25 protein-coding genes are annotated in these 22,451 nt (G+C 60.3%); 6 read left to right on the top strand and 19 right to left on the bottom strand.

Annotated features, from left to right (window positions below; genetic code table 11):
• Nucleotides 1–9: 9 nt before the first annotated feature.
• From accD to PO860_RS20345, 9 genes are all read right to left on the bottom strand, one after another.
• Nucleotides 10–915, bottom strand: coding sequence for an acetyl-CoA carboxylase, carboxyltransferase subunit beta (accD, locus tag PO860_RS20385; RefSeq protein ID WP_183608405.1), 906 nt, complete (start codon nucleotides 913–915; stop codon nucleotides 10–12).
• 140 nt (nucleotides 916–1,055) lie between these two features.
• On the bottom strand, nucleotides 1,056–1,895 hold the full coding sequence (trpA, locus tag PO860_RS20380) for a tryptophan synthase subunit alpha (RefSeq protein WP_183608406.1): 840 nt from the start codon (nucleotides 1,893–1,895) through the stop codon (nucleotides 1,056–1,058).
• 3 nt (nucleotides 1,896–1,898) lie between these two features.
• A complete protein-coding gene (gene trpB / locus PO860_RS20375; RefSeq protein ID WP_272783473.1) occupies nucleotides 1,899–3,119 on the bottom strand; it encodes a tryptophan synthase subunit beta in 1,221 nt (406 codons plus the stop codon).
• Nucleotides 3,120–3,121: 2 nt separating this feature from the next.
• Entirely contained in the window at nucleotides 3,122–3,790 is a 669-nt protein-coding gene (locus tag PO860_RS20370; protein ID WP_183608408.1) for a phosphoribosylanthranilate isomerase, read from the bottom strand.
• Between the two features lie 173 nt (nucleotides 3,791–3,963).
• A complete protein-coding gene (locus PO860_RS20365) occupies nucleotides 3,964–4,722 on the bottom strand; it encodes a M48 family metallopeptidase (RefSeq protein WP_273884378.1) in 759 nt (252 codons plus the stop codon).
• Between the two features lie 85 nt (nucleotides 4,723–4,807).
• A complete protein-coding gene (locus PO860_RS20360; protein WP_183608410.1) occupies nucleotides 4,808–5,242 on the bottom strand; it encodes a DUF2852 domain-containing protein in 435 nt (144 codons plus the stop codon).
• A 145-nt stretch (nucleotides 5,243–5,387) separates the two neighbouring features.
• The gene (locus tag PO860_RS20355; RefSeq protein WP_183608411.1) at nucleotides 5,388–6,665 is read right to left on the bottom strand and encodes a polyhydroxyalkanoate depolymerase; all 1,278 of its coding nucleotides are present in this window, start codon (nucleotides 6,663–6,665) and stop codon (nucleotides 5,388–5,390) included.
• A gap of 205 nt (nucleotides 6,666–6,870) precedes the next feature.
• Complete coding sequence (locus PO860_RS20350) at nucleotides 6,871–7,713, bottom strand: fumarylacetoacetate hydrolase family protein (RefSeq protein WP_183608412.1); 843 nt, start codon at nucleotides 7,711–7,713, stop codon at nucleotides 6,871–6,873.
• Between the two features lie 150 nt (nucleotides 7,714–7,863).
• Entirely contained in the window at nucleotides 7,864–8,817 is a 954-nt protein-coding gene (locus tag PO860_RS20345; protein ID WP_273881296.1) for a glutathione S-transferase family protein, read from the bottom strand.
• Nucleotides 8,818–8,990: 173 nt separating this feature from the next.
• On the opposite strand from PO860_RS20345, the gene PO860_RS20340 reads away from it, so the two are divergent.
• A complete protein-coding gene (locus PO860_RS20340; protein WP_273884379.1) occupies nucleotides 8,991–9,275 on the top strand; it encodes a DUF2218 domain-containing protein in 285 nt (94 codons plus the stop codon).
• 45 nt (nucleotides 9,276–9,320) lie between these two features.
• Nucleotides 9,321–9,920, top strand: coding sequence for a nitroreductase family protein (locus PO860_RS20335; protein WP_272783478.1), 600 nt, complete (start codon nucleotides 9,321–9,323; stop codon nucleotides 9,918–9,920).
• An 80-nt stretch (nucleotides 9,921–10,000) separates the two neighbouring features.
• Here PO860_RS20335 and gyrB read toward each other — a convergent pair whose 3' ends face one another.
• The 5 genes from gyrB to PO860_RS20310 all read right to left on the bottom strand — a co-directional run bounded on the left by gyrB (nucleotide 10,001) and on the right by PO860_RS20310 (nucleotide 15,345).
• Complete coding sequence (gyrB, locus tag PO860_RS20330; RefSeq protein ID WP_183608415.1) at nucleotides 10,001–12,436, bottom strand: DNA topoisomerase (ATP-hydrolyzing) subunit B; 2,436 nt, start codon at nucleotides 12,434–12,436, stop codon at nucleotides 10,001–10,003.
• 135 nt (nucleotides 12,437–12,571) lie between these two features.
• The gene (locus tag PO860_RS20325) at nucleotides 12,572–12,949 is read right to left on the bottom strand and encodes a helix-turn-helix domain-containing protein (protein WP_183608416.1); all 378 of its coding nucleotides are present in this window, start codon (nucleotides 12,947–12,949) and stop codon (nucleotides 12,572–12,574) included.
• Entirely contained in the window at nucleotides 12,946–13,509 is a 564-nt protein-coding gene (locus tag PO860_RS20320; RefSeq protein ID WP_183608417.1) for a Smr/MutS family protein, read from the bottom strand. The genes PO860_RS20325 and PO860_RS20320 overlap by 4 nt, the downstream gene beginning before the upstream one ends.
• Entirely contained in the window at nucleotides 13,509–14,648 is a 1,140-nt protein-coding gene (mltA, locus tag PO860_RS20315; RefSeq protein WP_273881297.1) for a murein transglycosylase A, read from the bottom strand. The genes PO860_RS20320 and mltA overlap by 1 nt, the downstream gene beginning before the upstream one ends.
• Nucleotides 14,641–15,345, bottom strand: coding sequence for a Tim44/TimA family putative adaptor protein (locus PO860_RS20310; protein ID WP_273881298.1), 705 nt, complete (start codon nucleotides 15,343–15,345; stop codon nucleotides 14,641–14,643). Before PO860_RS20310 ends, mltA begins: the two co-directional genes overlap by 8 nt.
• 132 nt (nucleotides 15,346–15,477) lie before the next feature.
• Here PO860_RS20310 and PO860_RS20305 point away from each other — a divergent pair, with 132 nt between their 5' ends.
• Nucleotides 15,478–15,984 (top strand): FxsA family protein, encoded by a 507-nt coding sequence (locus PO860_RS20305; RefSeq protein ID WP_283196657.1) that lies wholly within the window; start codon nucleotides 15,478–15,480, stop codon nucleotides 15,982–15,984.
• Nucleotides 15,985–16,148: 164 nt separating this feature from the next.
• Complete coding sequence (secB, locus tag PO860_RS20300; protein ID WP_097617769.1) at nucleotides 16,149–16,631, top strand: protein-export chaperone SecB; 483 nt, start codon at nucleotides 16,149–16,151, stop codon at nucleotides 16,629–16,631.
• Between the two features lie 68 nt (nucleotides 16,632–16,699).
• On the opposite strand, the gene dnaQ is transcribed toward secB, so the two are convergent.
• From dnaQ to PO860_RS20275, 5 genes are read right to left on the bottom strand one after another with little or no spacing between them, the layout of a single operon-like run.
• Nucleotides 16,700–17,419 carry a DNA polymerase III subunit epsilon gene (gene dnaQ, locus PO860_RS20295; RefSeq protein WP_183608421.1) on the bottom strand — a complete coding sequence of 240 codons (720 nt, stop codon included), beginning with the start codon at nucleotides 17,417–17,419 and terminating at the stop codon, nucleotides 16,700–16,702.
• Nucleotides 17,412–18,023: a dephospho-CoA kinase gene (gene coaE / locus PO860_RS20290; protein ID WP_183608422.1), complete on the bottom strand. Its 612-nt coding sequence runs from the start codon at nucleotides 18,021–18,023 to the stop codon at nucleotides 17,412–17,414. The genes dnaQ and coaE overlap by 8 nt, the downstream gene beginning before the upstream one ends.
• Nucleotides 18,023–18,880 carry a shikimate dehydrogenase gene (locus PO860_RS20285; RefSeq protein ID WP_272783483.1) on the bottom strand — a complete coding sequence of 286 codons (858 nt, stop codon included), beginning with the start codon at nucleotides 18,878–18,880 and terminating at the stop codon, nucleotides 18,023–18,025. The genes coaE and PO860_RS20285 overlap by 1 nt, the downstream gene beginning before the upstream one ends.
• Nucleotides 18,873–19,472, bottom strand: coding sequence for a Maf-like protein (locus PO860_RS20280; protein ID WP_183608424.1), 600 nt, complete (start codon nucleotides 19,470–19,472; stop codon nucleotides 18,873–18,875). The genes PO860_RS20285 and PO860_RS20280 overlap by 8 nt, the downstream gene beginning before the upstream one ends.
• A gap of 32 nt (nucleotides 19,473–19,504) precedes the next feature.
• Nucleotides 19,505–20,326, bottom strand: coding sequence for a pyruvate, water dikinase regulatory protein (locus PO860_RS20275; RefSeq protein WP_183608425.1), 822 nt, complete (start codon nucleotides 20,324–20,326; stop codon nucleotides 19,505–19,507).
• Between the two features lie 401 nt (nucleotides 20,327–20,727).
• Here PO860_RS20275 and hemE point away from each other — a divergent pair, with 401 nt between their 5' ends.
• Complete coding sequence (gene hemE, locus PO860_RS20270; protein ID WP_183608426.1) at nucleotides 20,728–21,774, top strand: uroporphyrinogen decarboxylase; 1,047 nt, start codon at nucleotides 20,728–20,730, stop codon at nucleotides 21,772–21,774.
• Between the two features lie 2 nt (nucleotides 21,775–21,776).
• Nucleotides 21,777–22,313, top strand: coding sequence for a protoporphyrinogen oxidase HemJ (hemJ, locus tag PO860_RS20265; RefSeq protein ID WP_183608427.1), 537 nt, complete (start codon nucleotides 21,777–21,779; stop codon nucleotides 22,311–22,313).
• The last annotated feature ends 138 nt before the right edge of the window (nucleotides 22,314–22,451 follow it).

The following is a 22,451-nucleotide window of genomic DNA, read 5'->3' as shown; positions in this document are numbered from 1 at the left end:
TGTCGGTTATCAGGCGCTCGCCGCCAGAGCGATCGCGCCGCTATTCATATCATTCGCCGCCGAAACCGGCTTCTTCGTCAGGATCTTCAGCAGACGCGCCAGCGTTTCCGGAATGTCGTGCCGTTTGACGACCATGTCGACCATACCATGCTCCAGCAGGTATTCGGAGGTCTGGAAGCCTTCAGGCAGTTTTTCACGCAGCGTCTGCTCGATCACCCGCTTACCGGCAAAGCCGATTTCAGCGCCCGGTTCGGCCAGGTGAATATCGCCGAGCATGGCGTAGGAGGCGGTCACGCCGCCCGTCGTCGGGTTGGTCAGGACGACGATATAGGGCTGGCCGGATTCTTTGAGCAAGTCGACGGCAACGGTCGTGCGCGGCAGCTGCATCAGCGACAGGATGCCTTCCTGCATGCGCGCGCCGCCGGACGCCGGGAACATCACCAGCGGGCACTTTTCGGACGTCGCACGTTCGAAAGCTTTGACGATCGCCTCGCCGGCGGCCATGCCGAGCGAACCGCCGATGAAGTTGAATTCATGCACGACCGCCACGAGCTTCAGACCCTGCACCTTTCCGAGCCCGGCGAGGATCGTATCCTCCTGTTCGGTCTTCAGGCGGCTGTCGCGCAGGCGATCGCTATATTTCTTCGAATCGCGGAATTTCAGCGGGTCCTGGGCGACCTTCGGCTGCGGCAGCGATTCGAACTCGCCATTGTCGAAAAGATCGGCCAGGCGGGCCTTCGCCGGCATCTTCATGTGATAACCGGAGGCCGGGATGACCCATTTGTTGCCTTCCAGGTCCTTATGGAAGACCATCTCGCCGGTCTCCGGGCACTTGATCCAGAGGTTCTCCGGCACTTCGCGACGGCCCAGCATGGAATTGATCCGCGGGCGAACGTAGTTGGTGATCCAGTTCAACTCGAATACTCCTGATTGACTAAGCGCTTCCCGATCCTTCAGATTCGCGTACCACGCTTGAGGTCTTGTTTCCCGCATGTCGTTGCCGCAAAACCGCTGCACGCCTTTGGGCGACATGCTCCAATGCCAATGTGGGCAAACTATTCGGCAGCAACAAGGCGCGCCGAACGGGTTCCCGAGGAAAGGCCGCGCACCAGCGTTGCAACCGCCTGAACCGTGTCCGCCGTTGCCTTGCCGTCGGCCGTCAGACTGGTTGCGACCTGATTGACGATCGCCGTGCCGACGACGACGCCATCAGCCGAAGCGCCGATGACCTTCGCATGTTCCGCCGTCTTGACGCCGAAGCCGACGCAGACGGGCAGTTTAGTATGCTGCTTGATGCGTTCGACCGCGCCGGACACCAGCGACGGATCGGGCAGTGCCGAACCGGTGATGCCGTTCATGGAGACGTAATAGACGAAACCGGAGGTGTTCTTCAAAACCTTCGGCAGGCGCTTCTCATCCGTCGTCGGTGTCGCCAGGCGGATGAAATTGATGCCCTTGCGGATCGCCGGGATGCAGAGTTCGTCATCCATCTCGGGTGGCAGATCCACAACGATCAGGCCGTCGATGCCGGCCGCAATCGCATCGTCGAGGAATTTCTCGACGCCATAAATATAGATCGGGTTGTAGTAGCCCATCATCACGATCGGCGTCGCGTCATTCGTCTGGCGGAAATCGGCCGCCAGCTGCAGCGTCTTCTTCAGCGTCTGGCCGCCTTTCAGCGCACGCTGACCGGCGAGTTGGATCGCCGGGCCGTCGGCCATCGGATCGGAAAAAGGCATGCCGAGCTCGATGATGTCGGAGCCCGCCTCCGGCAGCGCCTTCATGATGCCGAGCGAGGTATCGTAATCAGGATCGCCGCCCATGAAATAGGTCACAAGCGCCGGACGGCCCTCGGCCTTCAGCTCGGCAAAGCGTTTGTCCATGCGTGCAGTCATGTCTTACAGTCCCATTCCCAGAATCTTGCCGACGGTAAAGATATCCTTGTCGCCGCGGCCGGAGAGGTTCATCAGGATAATCTCGTCCTTGCCCATCTTCGGGGCGCGCTTGATCACCTCGGCAATCGCGTGCGAGGGCTCGAGCGCCGGGATGATGCCTTCCAGACGGGTCAGGATCTGGAACGCCTCGAGCGCTTCGTGATCCATGATCGGCACATAGTCGACGCGGCCGGTATCGTTCAGCCAGGAATGTTCCGGGCCGATGCCCGGATAATCGAGACCGGCCGAAATCGAATGGCCTTCCTTGATCTGGCCGTCGCCATCCTGCAGCAGATAAGTGCGGTTGCCGTGCAGCACACCCGGCGAGCCGGCGGTGATCGAAGCGCAATGTTCGTCGCCCTGCAGGCCCTTGCCGCCGGCTTCGACGCCGACAATCTTGACGGTGGGATCATCGAGGAAGGGATGGAAAATGCCGATCGCGTTCGAACCGCCGCCGACGGCAGCAATGACGAGATCCGGCAGGCGGCCCTCGGCTGCCAGCATCTGCTGTTTCGCTTCGGTTCCGATCACCGATTGGAAATCGCGGACCATTTCCGGATAGGGATGCGGACCAGCCGCCGTGCCGATCAGGTAATAGGTATCCTCGACATTGGTGACCCAGTCGCGAAGCGCCTCGTTCATGGCGTCCTTCAGCGTGCCGCTGCCGGCCGTGACCGGTTTGACTTCCGCGCCGAGCAGCTTCATGCGGAAAACATTCGGCGCCTGACGCTCGACGTCGGTGGCGCCCATATAGACGACGCAGGGAAGGCCGAAGCGGGCGGCAACGGTGGCGGAGGCGACGCCATGCTGGCCGGCGCCGGTTTCGGCAATGATGCGGGTCTTGCCCATGCGCTTGGCGAGCAGGATCTGGCCGATGCAATTGTTGATCTTGTGCGAGCCGGTGTGGTTCAGCTCCTCGCGCTTGAAATAGATCTTCGCGCCGCCGAGTTCGGCCGTCAGCCGCTCGGCGAAATAGAGCGGACTCGGGCGACCGATATAATGCGCGCCGAGATGCTTCAATTCGGCCTGGAATGCCGGGTCGTTCTTCGCCTTGTTCCACTCGTCCTGAAGATCGAGAATCAAAGGCATCAACGTTTCGGCAACGAAACGACCGCCATAGATGCCGAAACGGCCGTCTTCATCAGGCCCGGAACGGAAGGAATTCGGTTTAGGCGTTTCGTTCACTCTCAACTCCCTGAGGCCATGACAGGCGCATCCGCCTCTTCGACCGCATCGAAAAATTCATCGATCATTGCGACGCTCTTCACGCCAGGCGCGCTTTCGACTCCCGAGGAGACGTCGATACCACGTGCCTTGGTGTTCGCCAGCGCATCCGCGACATTGTCCTTGTTCAGCCCGCCGGAAAGCATGTAGTCGATGCTGCCGTCAAGCCAGCTGAGGAGGCTCCAATCGAAAGAAATGCCGTTGCCGCCCGGCAATTCGGAGCCCTTCGGCGCTTTTGCATCGAAGAGGAAGCGATCGGCGATACCGATATAGGCCTCTACGCGCTTCAGATCATCGGCCGTGCGCACCGAAAAAACCTTCATGACAGGCAGACCATAGAGCGCCTTTATGGTCAGCACATGTTCGGGGCTCTCATTACCGTGGAGCTGCAGAATATCGGGCTTCAGCAGCGAGACGATCTCATCCAGTTCGTCATTGGTGGGATCGACGACGACGGCGACGATCTTTGCCTTGCCGCGCGCGGGCTCGGCAAGTTTACCCGCCAGGTCCGGCTCGATGTAGCGCGGGCTCTTTTCGAAAAAGATAAAACCGATGTGGGTCGCGCCGCGTTTCAGCGCGCGATCGACAGCTTCAGGCGTCTTCAAGCCACAGATCTTGATATCCGGTTTCATGGCAGCGAAGTGACACGAAATGCGGCAAGAGTCGAGCCAATTTGCATGGAAAGCTGTATTTAGAGCGGCTTTCGTTTTGCCTATAACCGCGAAAATCGGTTCCGATTTTCGCGGTTATAGGCAGACTTGAAATGATAGAGCGTCCTTGGCGCGTCCATCGGACACGCGGCGCTCTAATCGAAATCGATGGCATGCAGCTGGCTGCCATGCCGCTTCAGCCAGGACTTTGCCTCGTCCATACCAGGGCAAAGCTTTCGGCAAAGCCCCCAGAAGTGCGGACCATGGTTCATTTCCTTGAGATGGGCAACTTCGTGGGCGGCGAGATAATCGATCACCGAGGGCGGCGCCATGACGATGCGCCAGGAAAAACTCAGATTTCCCTCCGACGAGCAAGAGCCCCAGCGGCTGCGGGTATCCTTCATCGCGATCGAGCGGATCGGCGCTCGGATCGTTCCGGCATGCATGGTTGCCAGTCTTGCGAGGTCGGCGCGCGCTTCCTTCTTGAGAAAGGCCGCGATGCGCCGTCCGACATGTTCCGGCATGCCGCTGACCCGCAGCACCGGCCTGCCGTCTATCAAAACCGCCTCCGTCAGGCCGCGCAGGCTGCCGCTATGCTGGATCCGATGGGGAACGCCGCGAAAAAGGATTTCGCCGCCGTCGCGCAGGCCGGCATCGGTCGAAAACTTGGCAAGTTTGGTGAGCAGCCAGCCCTGGTGGCGATCGAGAAATGCATTGACCTCGCGCGCAGCAAGACCTTTCGGCACCGTCATCTTCAAGGCCCGGCCGCCCGGCTCGATGCGCAAGGTGATGCGCGTCGCCCGGTCGTGCTGTTTGATGGTCAGCGGCATGAGCCGGCCGGCCACGTCAAGCGTCCGCGTTTCGGGCGGAGCCGGTTTGCGGGCTTTCGGCCGTGTTTTCAGAAGCGAGAACATGGGTGTTTTCTATCCGATTCGCCGGGGGAACGGACATAGAAAAACCGGCATCGGAAGATGCCGGTGATTTTCAGCGTTCAGGCCTTCACGGCGTCTGGTATTCAGCGACCGGGCCATTGTCGTCACGCTTGGCGTTCCTGCGGTCACGCATGAAGCGATCGAACTCTTCCTGGTCCTTGGCGCGGCGAAGTTCGCGCATGTAAGCGTCGAATTCCTCGCGCATTTCGTCGAGCTTGCGGCGCTCTTCCTCGATCCGATCGATCTCGGCCTTGCGCCAGTCGTCGAAGGCGACGTTGCCGGTCGAGAAGTGCGGGCGGTGACGGCCGTTCGAACGGCGGCAGGAGGCAAAGAAGCCATCGGTCGCCTCATTGACGTCACGCTTGAAGCCGCGCAGACGGTCGCCGAAGATGATGTAGGCAAGCATGGCAAGACCCAGAGGCCAGAAAACCATGAAGCCGAGAATCATCAGGGCAATGGTAGCCGGAGTCCAATCCGGTCGAAGCAATGCTGACTGGTTCATCGTGCGGGTATCCCTCGCTTTCCGCGCCCGGCAGAATACCGAACGCTGAAATCGATGTGGTTACCGCAACAACCGCCTTCAAGACGATTGCCCGCGAAATCGGATAAAGCCTTGAATCCGTTTTGCTAATTCAGATACCCCTAAATCAGGCGGTGCGACCGCCCTTGATGACACGCGGCACCCGAGGCTTGACGGCGGAACGGGAATGCTCTCGGACAAAATTGATGATGCGCGGCGCGATCTCGCGGCGGAACCGCGAGCCGTTGAAAACACCATAATGGCCGACATCCGGCTGAAGATAGTGCATGCGCATATCTTCAGGAATGTTCACGCAGATGGTCTGCGCCGCCTTTGTCTGGCCGACGCCGGAGATGTCGTCATTCTCGCCCTCGACGGTCAGCAGCGCCACCTTGCGGATCGCTGCCGGGTCGACGCGTTTGCCGCGATGCATCAACTCGCCCTTCGGCAGCGCATGCTTGATGAAGACCTGCTCCACCGTCTGCAGGTAGAATTCGGCGGTCAGATCCATGACGGCGAGATATTCGTCGTAGAAATCGCGATGTTTTTCCGGTTCACCGTCGTTCTTCACGAGATGCATGAAGAATTCCTTGTGGGCGACGACATGGCGATCGAGATTCATCGACATGAAGCCCGAAAGCTGCAGGAATCCCGGATAGACAGGGCGCATGAAGCCCGGCTGCGGCCAGGGCACGTTCATGATGACATTGTCGGAGAACCACTGCAGCGAGCGCTCCTGGGCAAGCTTGTTGACCGCCGTCGGATTGATGCGCGTATCGATCGGACCACCCATCAGCGTCATCGACGACGGTGAAAGCGGATCATTGGCTTCCTCCATCACCGCGGCGGCGGCCAGCACCGGAACGGAGGGCTGGCAGACGGCGATGACATGCGTGTCCTGACCGAGGAAATGCAGCATCTCGATGACATAGTCGACGTAATCGTCGAAATCGAACCTGCCTTCCGTCATCGGCACCATACGAGCGTCGATCCAGTCGGTGATGTAGACATCGGCATTCGGCAGCAGCGCCTCCACCGTGCCGCGCAGCAGCGTGGCATAGTGGCCGGACATCGGTGCGACGATCAGGATGCGCGGGTCATTGCCGCGGGCGGGCGGAACATTGCGGGAGAAATGCAGGAGGTTGCAGAAGGGGCGCGACCAGACGACCTCTTCACGGACAGACACCGGCTGGTCACCGATCGTCGTCTGATTCAGTCCGAATTCGGGCTTGCCGTAGCGGCGCGTCGTGCGTTCGAACATTTCGAGACTTGCCGTCATCGTCCGGCCGAACGGCGTATGGGAAAACGGGTTCAGCGGATTGGCATAGGCAAATCGCATGATATCGGCCGCGGCGCGAAACGGCGCCATGGCGGCATGGTTCAATTCATAAAGCTGATAAAACATGGACGGCGCCACCTTTCTCCATCGAAAAGATGACGCCGATTGAAAGGCATCGCCTCTTTCCGTTACGCGGGCACGTCACGCAGACTAACAGTTTTTTGTTGCACAGCAACATGGACGAACCAGACCCGCACAAGAAATGCCGGAGAAGTGACTCTCCGGCATCATTATCGACTGGAAAACCTAAGTTTCTCAGCAGAAAGCGTCGTTAACGATCCGCTACGAAGCTCTGCTTCTGCGTGCCGAGACCTTCGATGCCGAGTTCGACGACGTCGCCATCCTTGAGATATTGTGGCGGTTTCATGCCCATGCCGACGCCGGGCGGCGTTCCGGTGGAGATCACGTCGCCTGGATGCAGCGACATGAACTGGCTGAGATAGGAAACGATGTGGGCGACACCATAGACCATGGTCTTGGACGAACCGTTCTGCATCGTCTGGCCGTTGACCTTCAGCCACATTCCGAGGTTTTGCGGATCGGCGATCTCGTCCTTCGTGACCAGCCAGGGACCGATCGGTCCGAAAGTGTCGCAGGATTTGCCCTTGGTCCACTGACCGGCGCGTTCCGTCTGGAAGGCGCGCTCGGAAACATCGTGAGAAACACAGTAGCCGGCGACGTAGTCGAGCGCGTCGGCCTCGCTGACATATTTCGCGGTCTTGCCGATGACGACGCCGAGTTCGACTTCCCAATCAGTCTTTTCCGAACCGCGCGGAATCCGCACGGTGTCGTTCGGGCCAACGATGGCCGAGGTCGCCTTCATGAAGATCACCGGCTCGGGCGGCACGGTGGCGCCGGTTTCGGCGGCGTGGTCGGAGAAATTGAGGCCGATGCAGATGAATTTGCCGGTGCCGGCAACGCAGGCGCCGATGCGGCCGGGGGCAAGCTCCGGAAGGCTCTGTGGATCGATCGCCGCAATCTTTGCAAGACCTGCCGGCGTGATGGCTTCACCGCCGATATCGGCGACATGGCCGGAGAGATCGCGGATCTTGCCATCGGCATCGAGAAGCGCGGGTTTTTCATTGCCTGCTTCGCCAACACGCATCAGCTTCATGGAATTTCCTCCTCATCGAAAACGGATTTGCAGCCACCTATGAACGAATTATTCACCGGTGTCATTACGGCTTTGCCGCCAAGCGGTACGGCTTTCTGCGATTCGGATGATTTTCTGCCAAAACTGCCACCATCCCTTCGGCGTCACGCTTCAAAAAACCTCCGCCAGTTCAGGGCCGGCAGGAACGATCTTTGTCGGGTTGAGGCTTTCGATCGAATAATAACCGCGCTTGATGTGGTCGAGATTTACCGTTTCCGCGATGCCCGGCCAATCCAGCATGCGGCGGCAAAAGGCGCGCAGGCTGGCATAGTCGGAAAGCCGGCGCAGATTGCATTTGAAGAGGCCGTGATAGGCGACGTCGAAGCGCACAAGGGTTACGAAGAGCCGGATATCACTTTCGGTGGGATGATCGGCGAAGAGAAAGGACCGATCCTCCAGCTGCGGCTCGACCCAGTCGAGGCAGGCAAAGACATCGGCGAAAGCTTCTTCGTAGGCAAGCTGCGTGGTGGCGAAACCGGCGCGGTAGACGCCATTGTTCAGGGCCGGATAGATGCGGTCGTTGAAAGCATCGATCTCGATGCGTTTTTCCGCCGGGTAAAGATCAATCGGGTTTTTTGCCAGGTCGCCGAAGCCGCCGTTCAGCATGCGCAGGATATCGGCGGATTCATTGTTGACGATGGTCTTTCGCTGCTTGTCCCAGAGAACCGGTACGGTGGCCCGGCCGGTAAAATCGACGGACGCTCTCGTATAGATTTCATGCAGATAGGTCGTGCCGTTGACGTGATCCTCGGTTGCGCCGGGATAATCGCCGAAGCGCCAACCCTCTCTGCTCAGCAGCGGTTCGACGACGGAGACGGAAATGACATCGTCGAGGCCCTTGAGCTTGCGGCCGATCAGGGTGCGTGACGCCCAGGGGCAGATATAGGCGACATAGAGATGATAACGGCCGGCGCCGGCTTCGAAGCCGCCCTCGCCCGTCGGCCCGGCGCTGCCATCCGGGGTCACCCAGTTGCGGAAACTCGAGGTCTGCCTGATAAAGCCGCCCTTTTCATCCTTGGCCTGAACGGGCTGCCAGTCTTCCGTCCATTTTCCATTCACCAGCATGCGCAACTCTCCGATCGATTGACTGAGGCGTTCATTATCCTGCTTCGGCGCCGGCGTAAGGCCGCTTTTAGGAAGACACTCTGTACACCCAAACTGCGACGATGCCGCGCTTGCCAAGCCGAGGACGCAGGAAATATGACTCCGGGATACAAGATGAAGTGGAGTTCGTCGAAATGCATCTCTCCAAAGCCGTCGTGCGGACCGAACATGCGAGCCGCCACCTGCAGCAACTCTGCAAACACTGGAGCCACAAGTTCAGCGTCGATTTCGATCCCGTGAAGGGCCGGGTGCCGTTCAGCGATACAGCCGAGGTGACGTTTTCCGCCGACGATGCGGCGCTGACCATGACACTTTCCGTCACCGATCCCTCGCAACAGCGAAGAATGCATGATGTCATCGACGATCATCTGAAGCGCTTCGCCTTTCGCGAGGAACTCGACATCACCTGGACGAACTGACCCGCACCCCGATTCGAATTTCTGCCCCCAACCTCCGGAACAGCCATGACGAAGAGCAATAACCGCGAATCTCAATATCCGATCGATCCGATGTTTCTCGACCGTTGGTCACCGCGCGCCTTCACCGGCGAAATCATCGAGGAGGCACAGTTGCTCAGCCTGCTCGACGCCGCCCATTGGGCGCCGTCTTCGTCCAATCAACAGCCCTGGCGCTTCATCTATGCCCTGAAAGGCTCGGAGCATTGGGAGAAATTCGTCGCATTGCTCGTCGATGCCAACCAAGAGTGGGCTAAGAATGCGTCAGCACTGATCTTCGTCGTGTCGCGCGCCTTTACCGGGGTCGCCGGTTCCGGCGAGGAAAAGCCGAGCTATACCCATTCCTTCGACGCCGGCACGGCCTGGGGATATTTGGCGCTTCAAGCCCGCCTCTCCGGGTTCTATGCCCATGGCATGGGCGGCATCAAACACGAGGAAATCAGCAAGACGTTCGCCATTCCCGAGGGTTATCGGGTCGAAGCCGGCATTGCCCTCGGCCGTCTCGCCGACAAGAGTGTCCTGTCCGAACGCAATCAGGCGCGCGAATTCCCCAGTCAGCGCAAACCGCTCTCCGAGGTCGCCTTCAACGGCCGTTTCGTTGCGAACTGAGCGAAGCCGAATTCAAGCCAATCGCGCAAACAAAAGCCCCGCCATCCAGGGATGGCGGGGCTTTTGTTTCGAAACATCAATCAGATGTCGAGGTTTGCGACGCTCAGCGCGTTGTCCTGGATGAATTCGCGCCGCGGTTCGACTTCGTCACCCATCAGCCGGGCGAAGAGGCCGTCGGCATCGGTGGCGTCGTTGACCTTGACCTGCAGCAGCGAGCGCACATTCGGATCGAGCGTCGTTTCCCAGAGCTGCTCGGCATTCATCTCGCCGAGGCCCTTGTATCGCTGCATGGTCAGGCCCTTGCGGCCGGTGGCAAAGATTGCGTCGAGCAAGGCCCGCGGGCCTGCGATCTCGACATCGCCTTCACGGCGATGCAGCGACGGCGGCGTCTGATAGATTTCCTTGAGGCGCGCGGTCAGCTGGTCGATGTGACGGGCATCCGAAGAGCCGATCAACGCCATGTCGAGCACGACGATTTCCCTGACGCCGCGGACCATTCGTTCGAGGCGCAGGCCGCCGTCGCTGGTCAGATCGCCCTGCCAGCCGCGCTCGGTCTCCTCGGCAATAATATCGAGACGGCTTGCGACCTCTGTCGTCAATGCCTGCGCTCTTGCCGGATCGCTGACGAGATCGGCATTGAGGGCACCGGCGATTGCCGCCTGTTCGACGACGGCACGGTTGTAGCGCGAATGAAGATTGTCGAGCAAAGCGCGCATGCGCAGTGCATCCAGGATGACCTCACGCAGATCCTGGCCGGTGCGAACCTCGCCGCTGCCGAGCTTCAGCGCGGCATCTTCCAGGCCCTGGCTGATGAGATATTCCTCAAGCGCCTTTTCGTCCTTCAGATACTGCACCGACTTGCCGCGCGACACCTTATAGAGCGGCGGCTGAGCGATGTAGAGGTGGCCGCGCTCGATCAGTTCCGGCATCTGCCGGAAGAAGAAAGTGAGCAGCAGTGTGCGGATGTGGGCGCCGTCGACGTCGGCATCCGTCATGATGATGATCTTGTGATAGCGCAGCTTTTCGACATTGAACTCGTCCTTGCCGATGCCGGTGCCGAGCGCGGTGATCAGCGTGCCGATTTCCTGGCTCGACAGCATCTTGTCGAAACGGGCGCGTTCGACGTTCAGGATCTTGCCGCGCAGGGGCAGGATCGCCTGATTTTCGCGCGAGCGGCCCTGCTTGGCCGAGCCGCCGGCCGAATCACCCTCGACGAGAAAGACTTCGGATTTTGCCGGGTCGCGCTCGGAGCAGTCGGCGAGCTTGCCCGGCAGCGAAGCGATATCGAGTGCGCCCTTGCGGCGGGTCAATTCACGCGCCTTGCGGGCCGCTTCGCGAGCGGCCGCTGCCTCGACGACCTTGCCGACGAGAATCTTGGCTTCGCTCGGATGTTCTTCGAACCAGGTGTTCAGCGCCTCGTTGACGAGGCTTTCGACGACAGGGCGGACTTCCGAGGAAACCAGCTTATCCTTGGTCTGCGAGGAGAATTTCGGATCGGGCACCTTGACCGACAGCACCGCCGTCAGGCCTTCGCGGCAATCTTCGCCCTGCAGCGTCACTTTTTCCTTTTTGGTAATGCCGGAATTGTCGGCATAGGACACCACCTGGCGCGTCAACGCCGCGCGGAAGCCGGCCATATGCGTGCCGCCGTCGCGCTGGGGAATGTTGTTGGTGAAGCAGAGCACGTTCTCATGATAGCTGTCGTTCCACCACATCGCCACTTCGACGGTGATGCCGTCCTTTTCGCCGCGGATGGCGACCGGCTTGTCGACGAGCGACTTCTTGGCACGGTCGAGATAGGCGACGAAAGCCTCGAGGCCGCCGTCATAACGCAGCTCTTCCTGCTTGATATCGGAATGGCGCTTGTCGGTCAGCAGGATGCGGACGCCGGAGTTCAGGAAGGCGAGTTCGCGCAGGCGATGCTCCAGCGTGCCGTAATCGAACTCCGTCATGGTGAAAGTGTCGGTGCTCGGCATGAAGCTCACTTCCGTGCCGGTCTCATTCGGCGCGTCGCCGGTGACCTTCAGCGGCGCATCGGCCACGCCGTGGGTGAAGCTCATTTCATGGATCTTGCCCTGGCGGCGGATCTTCAACTTCAGCCAGACGGACAGCGCGTTGACGACGGAGACGCCGACGCCGTGCAGGCCGCCAGAAACCTTGTAGGAATTCTGGTCGAACTTACCGCCGGCATGAAGCTGGGTCATGATGACTTCGGCCGCCGACACGCCTTCGCCGGTGTGGATGTCCGTCGGGATGCCGCGGCCGTTGTCGGTGACCGTCACCGAGCCATCCGGATTGAGGGTGACGGTGACGATGTCGGCATGGCCGGCGAGCGCTTCGTCGATCGCGTTGTCGACGACTTCATAAACCATGTGATGAAGGCCGGAACCATCGTCGGTATCGCCGATATACATGCCGGGACGCTTGCGCACGGCATCGAGGCCCTTCAGAACCTTGATGGAATCTGCGCCATATTCGGTGCTTACGCCGTTTTCCGTCGCGGATGTATCGCTCATTCTGTCGAGATTTTCCCTGTTGCCGTAAAGCTGCGGCGCGCCTTGCGAATCACCGGCTTTCTTCACTCTCGTATATAGGTTTTTTGAACCCGGTTCCCAATGGCAAGTCCCCTGAACAAGGCATAAAACAGGGGATTATGACGCTTTTCCGTCGCCTTTGCCGTCATTTTCGAGAAGAGCGGATAACCGGCCGATCTCGGCGCTGTCAAGGTTGCGAATCTGGCGCGCCAGCCGATTGGCAAATTCGGTATATTCGGGGGGCAGGCCGGAGGTGTCGATCACGACTCGCGGGTCGGACGAGCGGGCGAGCAGGAACAGTTCCTCGGCCTCATCCCAGATGATGTTGAAATAACCGGCGATGCGCTGCAGCAGATCGAATGTCGGCACGCCGCGCTTGCCATGTTCGAGCGCCGAGAGATAGGCGGGAGAGACGTTCAGCGCTTCCGCCATCTCCTTCTGCGACACACCTTTGCGCGCTCTCAGCCGGCGAACCGCCTCTCCGAACGGAGTCATGACCTCTCCCCATGCCGCCGCGACAGACGGATATAGAGAGCGCCCTCACCGCCATGATGCTGTGCGGCCGCTTCATAGGAGGAGATCAGGTAGCGAAATTCCGGCTTCGAGAACCAGAGGGGCACGGCCCGCTTCAGCGCGCCGTCGCTGCCCATCGAGCTGCCTTTGCCGGTGATCACAAGCACATGGCGCATGCCGCGCTCGTGGGCGCGGATCAGGAAATCGAGAAGGATCGCGTGAGCCTCGCTCTGCACCAGCCCGTGCAGGTCGATCCGCGCTTCGAGCGCCAGCCGGCCCTTGGCGATCTTCCGCTTGACCGGTTTTTCCAGCGGATGATGCACCCCGGCGGACGGTTTCGCCGTCGCCGGTGCTGTCGGCTGCAGCGGCATGGGTGATACCGGCGCCTGTTTTTCGGCCTTCTCCTGCTCGGCCGCCGCTTCGGCGAGAAAAGCGTCCAGTTCGGTCAACTCACCCGCCTTGCCGGGCATCGGCCGCGTGCTGCGGGCAACCTTGCCCCAGAGGATCCTCTCATCCGCACTGAGTTTGCGATCCCTAGCCATCAGTCGAATCTTCCGGCAGCGGCCTTGGGAATGAGAATGGTGAAATCGGCATCGTTGCGGACGGTGCCGGCACTTTCTCCGGCCATATCCCCCGAGCCGGTAAAGATATCACCCCGCGCCGGGCCGACGATTGCCGAGCCGGTATCGAGCGCCAGCATCAGCCGGCGAAAGGGCCGGCCGTGATCGAGATGGACAAGACTTTCGACGCGGATGAAAAAGGGAAAGCCGAACGTATGGATCATCCGGTCGACCGCAAGGGAACGGCCGGCGAGAAGCGGCACCTTGGCCGCGGCGATCGGACCTGCCTCAGGATCGTCGGTTCGCAGGCTGAAAGCCTGCGAGGGCGCTTCACGGAAGAAAATATAAGAGCGGTTATGCCATAGCACGTCGTCCACCCGCTCGGGATTGCGCGCCAGCCAGGCACGGATCGTCTGCATCGAGATGTCGGCACGATCAATCTCGCCTCGGTCGATCAGCAGCTTGCCGATCGCCGAAAAAGCGTGGCCGGCTTTCGCCGCATAGGTGATGCGGCCGATGCGGCCATCGCTGTAACGCAGGCGGGCCGCACCCTGCACATGCACGAAGAAGACATCGACCTTCGATTTCGCCCAGGCGATTTCGAGGCCCCGGCCTTCGAGAAAGCCCTGATCGATGGCGCGGCGATCCGGATAGGCGCCGATGCGGCCGTCATGCAGACGCCCGAAAGCATAGGACCCATCGAGCCCGGCGGGACGATTGTCGTCGTCGAGATCGATCAGATCGTCCGGGCGACGGTAGAAAGGGAAACGGAAAGTTTCGTCCGGCCGCTCCGACACCTCGATATCAGGTTCGTAGAAAGCGGTGACGAAGCCGGAATTGCCATCCTTGCGGCGGATCAGGAAGGGCCGACAATGCGTCTCGAAAAAGGCGCGCGCCGATGCCGGAGATGACGGCGTGAAATCTTCGGCGGCCGTGAGAAGCGGCAGCAGATCTTCCGCGCTCAGGCCAAGCGATCCGGTGCGGTAGGGTTTGACATCGGTGATCTGCCGCCGGCAGCGCCGCATGACCTCAAAAAGGCCGGAGGGATCATCATCCTTCCAGCCTTCCAAATTGTCAAAGCTTATGGCCTGCAGGACGAAGTCCGATGCGTGGTCACTCATGTTCCGATTCGGTCGCCACGAGTTTCCAGTTCGGATCGCGCGAGCGGGTGTCGCGGGCGAAGGTCCAGAGATCGTTGACCTCGGCGACGTTTTCGGCGTCGCCTTCGATCAGCACATCCGCTTTGTCGTAGGTGGCCGAAATCAGCTGGCTGATGATGCGCACAGTGATCTGCGCTTCGCTGCCCTTCGTCTCGGCGTGGGTGATTTCGGCCTTGTCGATGCCGACGAAGGTGGACTTCACCTTCTCGCCCCGGGCTTCGCGCTCGCCGATCGCCACATCGAAGCCGTCATAGACTTCGCGGGACAGCAAGTTCTTCAGGGTTTTCCGGTCGCCGTCGGCATAGGCCATCACGATCATCTCGTAAGCCATGCGGGCGCCGTTCAGAAACTCCTTCGGGCTGAAGGCGGGATCAGCCTTGTTCAGCGCGCGCAGCGATTCATTGAGCGGCGTTCCCGGCGCGGCGACGGCATCGATGGCGGCGAAGCGATCCTCGTCCTCCGTCGTCGCATCGCGGCGCGGCAGCGTCACGACCTTGCCGCCATCGGCGGCCTCGGCCGGTGCTGCGTCCCGTGGCGTATAGAGATCGCGCGGCGGCTTCTCATTTCCTGTGCGACGCCCGAGCACGGAGCGCAACTGAAAGAAAATCAGCACAGCCGCCACCAGGAAGAATAATGTGATGAAGTCGTTCGAACTCATATCGTATCGCAGCCGCCGTTAACATCTCTGATTTGTACTCCCATATAGTCTGCCTATACAGATGATTCAAATGATGGCTGGCATCTTCGCCGGCGCCCAAGAGGAGACCGGCAAGCCCGGGACATGACGACCATGCGTTTTTCGATCCTGCCAGCTTTCATTCTGCTGCTGCCGCTCGCCGAAATCGCCGGTTTCGTCGTCGTCGGCCGGGCAATCGGATTGGGGCTGACGCTTGCTCTCGTCATGCTGGGCTTCGTTGCCGGGGTGGTTCTGCTGCGCCGGCAGGGCATCGGTATTTTGCGCCGCATGTCGAGTGAAGGACGAAACGGGGTGATGCCGGGCCGCGACCTGTTGCGGCCGGCGATGAACGTCATCGCCTCGCTGCTCCTGATCATTCCCGGCTTCCTCACCGATCTGATCGCGATCCTCATTCTCATTCCACCGGTGCGCGATCTCGTCTGGCGGGCAATCGCCAAACGCTTCGTCGTCGTCAATGCCAAGGGCGGCTTTTCCTCCGGCCCGCAACCCGATTTCCGCGACCGCAAACCAAACTCGAAGGTGGTGGATCTCGACGACGAGGACTATCATAGGGAACCGGACCGCAACTCGCCGTGGTCCGGCAAACATCTCGGCGATTGAGGCGCTTCGACCGATCAACCGCGCCAAGCCCCGGTCAGGCGCTCAGACCAAGCGCTCAGACCAAGCGCTCAGGCCAAGCGCTCAGGCCAAGCGCCCAGGGTTGTAAGCCCTTCCCTGAAATGTTAGATGGCGGCACCATTCCCATGCCCCTCGAGGAAAAGCCAATGGCAGACGATAACAACAGCAACGGTGCGGCCAGCCCCACCCTTTCGATCCTTGCGCAATATACCAAGGATCTCTCCTTCGAAAATCCGGGTGCGCCGCGTTCGCTGCAGGCCCGCGACAAGGCGCCGACGATCAATATCAATGTGAACGTCAACGCCAATCCGCTTTCGGACACGGATTTCGATGTCGTGCTATCGCTGAATGCCGAAGCCAAGGACGGCGACAAGACGGTTTTCCATACCGAGCTCGCCTATGGCGGCGTCTTCCGCGTTGCCGGTTTCCCGCAGGAACACATGCTGCCGGTTCTCTTCATCGAGTGCCCGCGCATGCTCTTCCCCTTCGCCCGTCAGATCATCGCCGACGTCACCCGCAACGGTGGTTTCCCGCCGCTGATGATCGACCCGATCGACTTCACGCAGATGTTCGCTCAGCGCGTTGCCGAAGAACAGGCCCGCGCCAAGGTTCAGGCCGTTCCGAACTGAGCGGATCTTTTCTGTTCTGACATGCGGATGCCCGGGCAAGTCCCGGGCATTTTCAATTGAGGGCTGGTTTAATCGAGGTTGGCGTATTTGGCCCAGATGCCTTTATCGCCGAGCTTGGCGACGAGCGCCTCATGCGCCTGCGCCTCGGACTGGCTGAGGCGCGGGGCGAGCGGCCGGGGCCGCTCGAGCACTGATGCGATCACCACATCGTCTTCTTCTACCCTATCGCCGCGACCGTTCTGGCCTGACGTAGCAGTGCTCAGGCCGAAGGCTGCCTGTCTGCCGCCGATCATCTCGATATAGACTTCGGCAAGCAATTCGGAGTCGAGCAGTGCGCCGTGTTTAGTGCGGTGCGAATTGTCGATGCCGTAGCGCCGGCAGAGCGCGTCGAGCGAATTCGGCCCCATCGGATGTTTGCGCCGCGCCATCGACAGGGTATCGACCACCCTCTCCGGCAGGATCGGCGGCAAACCGATCCGCGCGAATTCGGCATTGATGAAGCCCATATCGAAGGTGGCGTTGTGGGCGATCCACTTGGCATCGCCGAAGAAGGTCAGGATTTCTTCGGCAACGTCGGCGAAAGGCTTCTTGTCCTTCAGGAACTCGTCGGTGATGCCGTGCACGGCGAGCGCATCCGGATGAACCTTCTGATCTCCCGGATTGATGAAGATATGGATCACGTTGCCTGTGGGGAAATGGTTGAAGAGCTCGATGCCGCCGATTTCGATGATGCGGTCGGCGCGGTTGTCGAGGCCGGTGGTTTCCGTATCGAAGATGATCTCACGCATTCCGGAAATCTCCCTTGGCAATCCGCGTTTTCAGGTCGGCGACGATCTCGAGCACTCGTTTTCTCGTGACTGCGATCTTCTGGCTGGTGTCGATCAGATAATCGGCCCGGCGGCGCTTTTCGGCGTCCGGCGTCTGACGGGAGAGAATCATATCGAATTTTTCCTCGGTCATCCCTGGTCGCGCAAGCACCCTCTGGCGCTGAATCTGTGGATCGGCGCTGACAACGACGATGACGTCGACTCTTTCCTCGGCGCCGGTTTCGAAGAGCAAAGGAATATCGAGCAATACCATCTCGGCGCCAGCGGCGCGCTGTCGCGCCAGAAATTCCGTCTCGCGTTTGCGAACCAGCGGATGGACGATCGCCTCCAGCCGTTTGAAGCCGTCGGGATCAAGAGCAAGCTGGCGGCCGAGCTCATGCCGGTCGACCGCACCATCCTTCATTGTGCCGGGAAAAGCAGCATCCACCAGGGGTGCAGCCTCACCGGTATAGAGATCGTGGACCACGGCATCGGAATCGTTCAACGGAATTCCCGCCTCGGCGAAGAGCTTTGCCGCCGTCGATTTTCCCATGGCGATGGAGCCGGTGAGGCCGATCGTCAGCATCAGTGCCCGTCCATATCGGCGATGATAAGCTCGCGCAGTGCCGCGTCGACGACCGGACGCTGGCCGAACCATTTCTCGAAGCCCGGCGCGGCCTGGTGCAGAAGCATGCCGAGACCATCGACGACGGGAAATCCCTGCGCTTCCGCCTGCGCCAGGATCGGCGTCTTCAGCGGGATATAGACGATATCGGTAACGACGGCCTCGGCTGCAAGCGGCGTGAAATCGAGGTGCGGTGCGGCCTCGCCGTCCATGCCGAGCGAGGTGGTGTTGATGAAGAGACCGGCGCCTTTCATGACTTCGGCAAGTGCGCCGGCCGGGTGGGCCCGAACTTTCGGGCCAAAGCGGTCCGCCAGCTCACGCGCCCGTTCGACGGTGCGATTGACGACGTGGATCTCCCTGAAACCGCGATCGCGGACCGCCTGGATAATCGCCCGGCTGGCACCCCCGGCGCCAAAGACGACCGCCGTGTCATGCCGGTCCCAGCCCGGATGACGTTCGTCGAGATTGGCAGTGAAGCCGCGACCGTCGGTATTCGTCGCATGCAGGACGCCATCCTCCAGCCAGAGCGTATTCGAAGCACCGAGTTCACGCGACAAGGCATCCGGCTTATCGGCGAGCGTGAAAGCCAGTTCCTTGTGGGGAATGGTGACATTGCCGCCGACGAAGCCGGAGCTGCCATCTTTCAGCGTGGCGATGAAATCGGCAAAGGCCTCGGGTGCCACTTCATGGGCGCGGTAGCTGCCTGGCAAGCCGAGCGTCTTCAACCAATATCCGTGGATCAACGGCGAGCGCGAGTGTTTGATAGGAAAGCCCGTGACAAACGCTTCCGGTCCGAATGTTTCACGTGAATCACCCATCGATCGCTCCGAGATCTCGCAATTTTTTCAAGAGCGGCAGCATCGGCAGGCCGAGAATGGTGAAATAATCACCCTCGATTTTCTCGAAAAGCTGAATGCCCTCACCCTCCAACTGATAGGCGCCGACGCTGGAAAGCGCCCTGTCGCCGACGCGTGCCAGGTGCCTGGCGATGAAATCCGCCGTCAACGGCCGCATCGTCAGTTCCGCATGGGCGAGATGCTGCCACAGAACCACGCCATTGCTGACGATTGCGACAGCGCTGTTCAGTCGGTGGGTCGTTCCCGAAAGGGCTTGAAGGTGATTCGCCGCGTCGACCATGTCTTTCGGCTTATGAAAGACCCGGTCGCCAAGCGACATCGTCTGATCCGAACCGATAACCAAGCTGTCCGGAAAACGGCTGCCGACATCCTCGGCCTTGGCCTTGGCCAGGACAAGGGCGACGGCATCCGGCGTTGCGCCGGCGTTTTCCAGCGGGGCTTCGACCGCTCTTTCATCGATGTTGGCGGCATGCGCCTCGAAGGATAGACCGGCATTTTCCATCAGCATCCGTCGAAAGGGGCTCGATGATGCAAGGATGAGTTTGGGTATCATGGCTTCCTCGGGCTGCCGGCTTCGGTCAGCGCTTAGCGCAGCTTCGGGCGCAGGGCAACGATTGCCGCGGCGGTTTCCTCGATTGAGCGGCGCGTAACGTCGATCAGCGGCCAGTTGTGGCGGGCGCAGAGCGAGCGGGCATATTTCAGCTCCTCGGAGATCGCGGCGCGGTCGGTATAATGTTCGCGATCAAAACCCTGCGTCGCCCCGAGCACACGGTTTTCCCGCACCTGGGAAATACGGTCGGTGGTGGCGATCAGGCAGACGATCAACGGTTTGCTCGCGATGAACAGGCTCTCCGGCAAGGGCACGCCATAGACGATCGGAATGTTCGCCGTCTTGATGCCGCGGTTGGCGAGGTAGATGCTGGTCGGTGTTTTCGACGTGCGGCTGATGCCGATGATAACGACGTCGGCATCGTTGTAGTCGTCCGGCATCTGACCGTCGTCGTGATCCATGGTGAAATTCAGCGCTTCGATCCGCGCGAAGTAGCCGGCATTCATCACATGCTGGGCGCCGACCCGGCGGCGCGACGGGGCGCCCAGATAGATCTGGAAGGCATTCATCACCGGCTCCAGCACGTTCACCGAGGCGACACCCATTTCGACGCAGCGCTCGTCGATCAGGCTCGCAAGCTCCCGGTCGACGATCGTGTAGAGCACGATGCCCGGCGCCTCGTCGATCGCCTGCAGAACCGGCAGCAGCTGTTTGCGGTTGCGGATCAGCGGATAGACATGTTCGATCGGCTGAGCCGATCGGAACTGTGCCGATGCGGCGCGGCCGGCGGAGATCAGAGTCTCTCCCGTTGAGTCAGAAATCAGATGCAGATGAAAGAAGTTCGTTCTGTTCTCCACGCTATTTTCCGCTGCCTGTTGAAAAGACTGGATGAAACAGAGCTACGGCGGCGAGGCCGTCTCGGGCAAGGGAAAACATGCCGGCTTATCCACATTTCGAATTTTGCAGATCGGTTTCAGCAGGCTCTGTGGATGACGGGGAACAGGTTGAGTTTGCCGGAACTGGTCCACAGCTTATCCACAAGCGCTGGGAAAATCGGCCGCCCAGAAGGATTTGGAATCATTTTCAGATTCGGCTTCTCCCCGGAATTTCGGCAGAATGAGGAAAATCGCTGCGATGTTTTTTGCCGGCACGCGACAAATGGCATCGGCGGTGGATGGATTTTAATCCTTGATAGACACCGACTCTAAGAAATAGAAACCTTTTAAAATATCTTTGATTTTTTATAGGGAAGAAGCGCTTGAGCGACACGCGCCGAAAGATCATGAGGGTTCTGGATGGCGAAAGCCTCTCCCCTCCTCCTCTCTGGCTGATGAGACAGGCGGGACGTTATCTCCCGGAATATCGAGAGACACGGGCAAAGGCCGGAAGTTTCCTCGATCTCTGCTACACGCCCGATCATGCCGTCGAAGTGACATTGCAGCCGATCCGCCGCTACGGCTTCGATGCCGCCATTCTGTTTTCCGATATCCTGGTCATCCCCGACGCGATGAAACGGAATGTCCGGTTTACCGAAGGCCACGGCCCGGAGATGGATCCGATCGATGAAGAGGGTATCGGCAGATTGAATGGCGAAGAGGTTGTCGATTATCTCAGGCCGGTTCTGGAGACGGTGCGGCGGCTGCGTGGGGAACTGCCTGATGAGACGACGCTGCTCGGCTTCTGCGGCGCGCCCTGGACGGTTGCGACCTATATGATCGCCGGTCACGGCACGCCGGATCAGGCGCCTGCCCGCCTCTTCGCCTACAGGTATCCCCGCGCCTTCGAGCATCTCCTGATGCTGCTGGCCGACGTCTCGGCCGATTATCTTGTCGCTCAGATCGATGCCGGCGCCGATGCCGTGCAGATCTTCGATTCCTGGGCCGGCGTTCTCGGTGAGAAGGAATTCGAGTCCTTCGCGCTCCGGCCGGTCGCGCGAATGATCGCTTCGGTCAAATCGCGGCGGCCTAAGGCGCGCATCATTGCCTTTGCCAAGGGCGCCGGTTACCAGCTGAAGTCCTATCGCCAGAGGACCGGCGCCGATGCGATCGGCCTCGACTGGTCGGTACCGCTGGCCTTTGCCGCTGAGCTTCAGAAAGACGGGCCGGTGCAGGGCAACCTCGATCCGATGCGCGTCGTTGCCGGCGGCCGGGCGCTGGAAGAGGGTATCGACGATATTCTGCAGCATCTCGGCAATGGGCCGCTGATCTTCAATCTCGGTCACGGCATCACGCCGCAGGCCGATCCCGAGCATGTGCGGCTGCTGGTCGATCGCGTGCGGGGTGGGTGGATGCGTGGGGGCGCGTGACGATGGAAAGGCAGACGGACCGGAGACCCGGCGCGTACGCCCGGCGCCGAGCCCATTTTGCGTTGGCCTTCTTCGCGCTGATGGCGGTCGGGCTTTTCGCCTGGAATCCCGACAATCTCTATCTCTGGATCAAGGCGCTGCATATCATTGCGGTCATTTCCTGGATGGCCGGCTTGTTCTATATGCCGCGGCTGTTCATCTACCACACCGATGCCGAACCGGGTTCGGTGCAATCGGAAACCTTCAAGGTGATGGAGCGCAGGCTGCTTCGAATCATCATGACGCCGGCAATGATGCTGACCTGGATTTTCGGCCTCTATCTCGCCTGGTCGGTCTATGGATTCCAGGGTGGCTGGCTGCATGCGAAGATCGGTCTCGTCGTATTGTTGACCGGCGTTCATATGTTTTTCAGCCGCGCGGTCGGAGCGTTCGAGCGGGATGAAAATCGCCGTTCCGCCCGTTATTGGCGGTTCATGAACGAGGCGCCGACAGTGCTGATGATCGTCATCGTGATCCTCGTCGTGGTGAAGCCATTCTGAGGCAAAATCACCCTCAGGTTAAATTTGCTTCATTTTAAGCAGCCCTCTTGCGGCAGCGATCACGAGTCGCTATTTTCCGCGCATCTCATCTACGTGGCATGTGTGTAGAGTTCAGTCGTCTGCGAGCCCTTCGCAGTA

This window comes from Rhizobium binxianense, from assembly GCF_028994275.1.
GTDB classification, from domain to species: Bacteria; Pseudomonadota; Alphaproteobacteria; order Rhizobiales; family Rhizobiaceae; genus Rhizobium; species Rhizobium binxianense.
This window is presented reverse-complemented; position numbering and strand designations above follow the sequence as displayed.

Bases quoted from the DNA above. Each gene is read 5' to 3' on its own strand.
- trpA (WP_183608406.1), bottom strand. From the start codon at position 1,895: ATGACTGCACGCATGGACAAACGCTTTGCCGAGCTGAAGGCCGAGGGC.
- PO860_RS20370 (WP_183608408.1), bottom strand. From the start codon at position 3,790: ATGAAACCGGATATCAAGATCTGTGGCTTGAAGACGCCTGAAGCTGTC.
- PO860_RS20365 (WP_273884378.1), bottom strand. From the start codon at position 4,722: ATGTTCTCGCTTCTGAAAACACGGCCGAAAGCCCGCAAACCGGCTCCG.
- PO860_RS20360 (WP_183608410.1), bottom strand. From the start codon at position 5,242: ATGAACCAGTCAGCATTGCTTCGACCGGATTGGACTCCGGCTACCATT.
- PO860_RS20355 (WP_183608411.1), bottom strand. From the start codon at position 6,665: ATGTTTTATCAGCTTTATGAATTGAACCATGCCGCCATGGCGCCGTTT.
- PO860_RS20350 (WP_183608412.1), bottom strand. From the start codon at position 7,713: ATGAAGCTGATGCGTGTTGGCGAAGCAGGCAATGAAAAACCCGCGCTT.
- PO860_RS20345 (WP_273881296.1), bottom strand. From the start codon at position 8,817: ATGCTGGTGAATGGAAAATGGACGGAAGACTGGCAGCCCGTTCAGGCC.
- PO860_RS20340 (WP_273884379.1), top strand. From the start codon at position 8,991: ATGCATCTCTCCAAAGCCGTCGTGCGGACCGAACATGCGAGCCGCCAC.
- PO860_RS20335 (WP_272783478.1), top strand. From the start codon at position 9,321: ATGACGAAGAGCAATAACCGCGAATCTCAATATCCGATCGATCCGATG.
- gyrB (WP_183608415.1), bottom strand. From the start codon at position 12,436: ATGAGCGATACATCCGCGACGGAAAACGGCGTAAGCACCGAATATGGC.
- PO860_RS20325 (WP_183608416.1), bottom strand. From the start codon at position 12,949: ATGACTCCGTTCGGAGAGGCGGTTCGCCGGCTGAGAGCGCGCAAAGGT.
- PO860_RS20320 (WP_183608417.1), bottom strand. From the start codon at position 13,509: ATGGCTAGGGATCGCAAACTCAGTGCGGATGAGAGGATCCTCTGGGGC.
- mltA (WP_273881297.1), bottom strand. From the start codon at position 14,648: ATGAGTGACCACGCATCGGACTTCGTCCTGCAGGCCATAAGCTTTGAC.
- PO860_RS20310 (WP_273881298.1), bottom strand. From the start codon at position 15,345: ATGAGTTCGAACGACTTCATCACATTATTCTTCCTGGTGGCGGCTGTG.
- PO860_RS20305 (WP_283196657.1), top strand. From the start codon at position 15,478: ATGCGTTTTTCGATCCTGCCAGCTTTCATTCTGCTGCTGCCGCTCGCC.
- secB (WP_097617769.1), top strand. From the start codon at position 16,149: ATGGCAGACGATAACAACAGCAACGGTGCGGCCAGCCCCACCCTTTCG.
- dnaQ (WP_183608421.1), bottom strand. From the start codon at position 17,419: ATGCGTGAGATCATCTTCGATACGGAAACCACCGGCCTCGACAACCGC.
- coaE (WP_183608422.1), bottom strand. From the start codon at position 18,023: ATGCTGACGATCGGCCTCACCGGCTCCATCGCCATGGGAAAATCGACG.
- PO860_RS20285 (WP_272783483.1), bottom strand. From the start codon at position 18,880: ATGGGTGATTCACGTGAAACATTCGGACCGGAAGCGTTTGTCACGGGC.
- PO860_RS20280 (WP_183608424.1), bottom strand. From the start codon at position 19,472: ATGATACCCAAACTCATCCTTGCATCATCGAGCCCCTTTCGACGGATG.
- hemJ (WP_183608427.1), top strand. From the start codon at position 21,777: ATGGAAAGGCAGACGGACCGGAGACCCGGCGCGTACGCCCGGCGCCGA.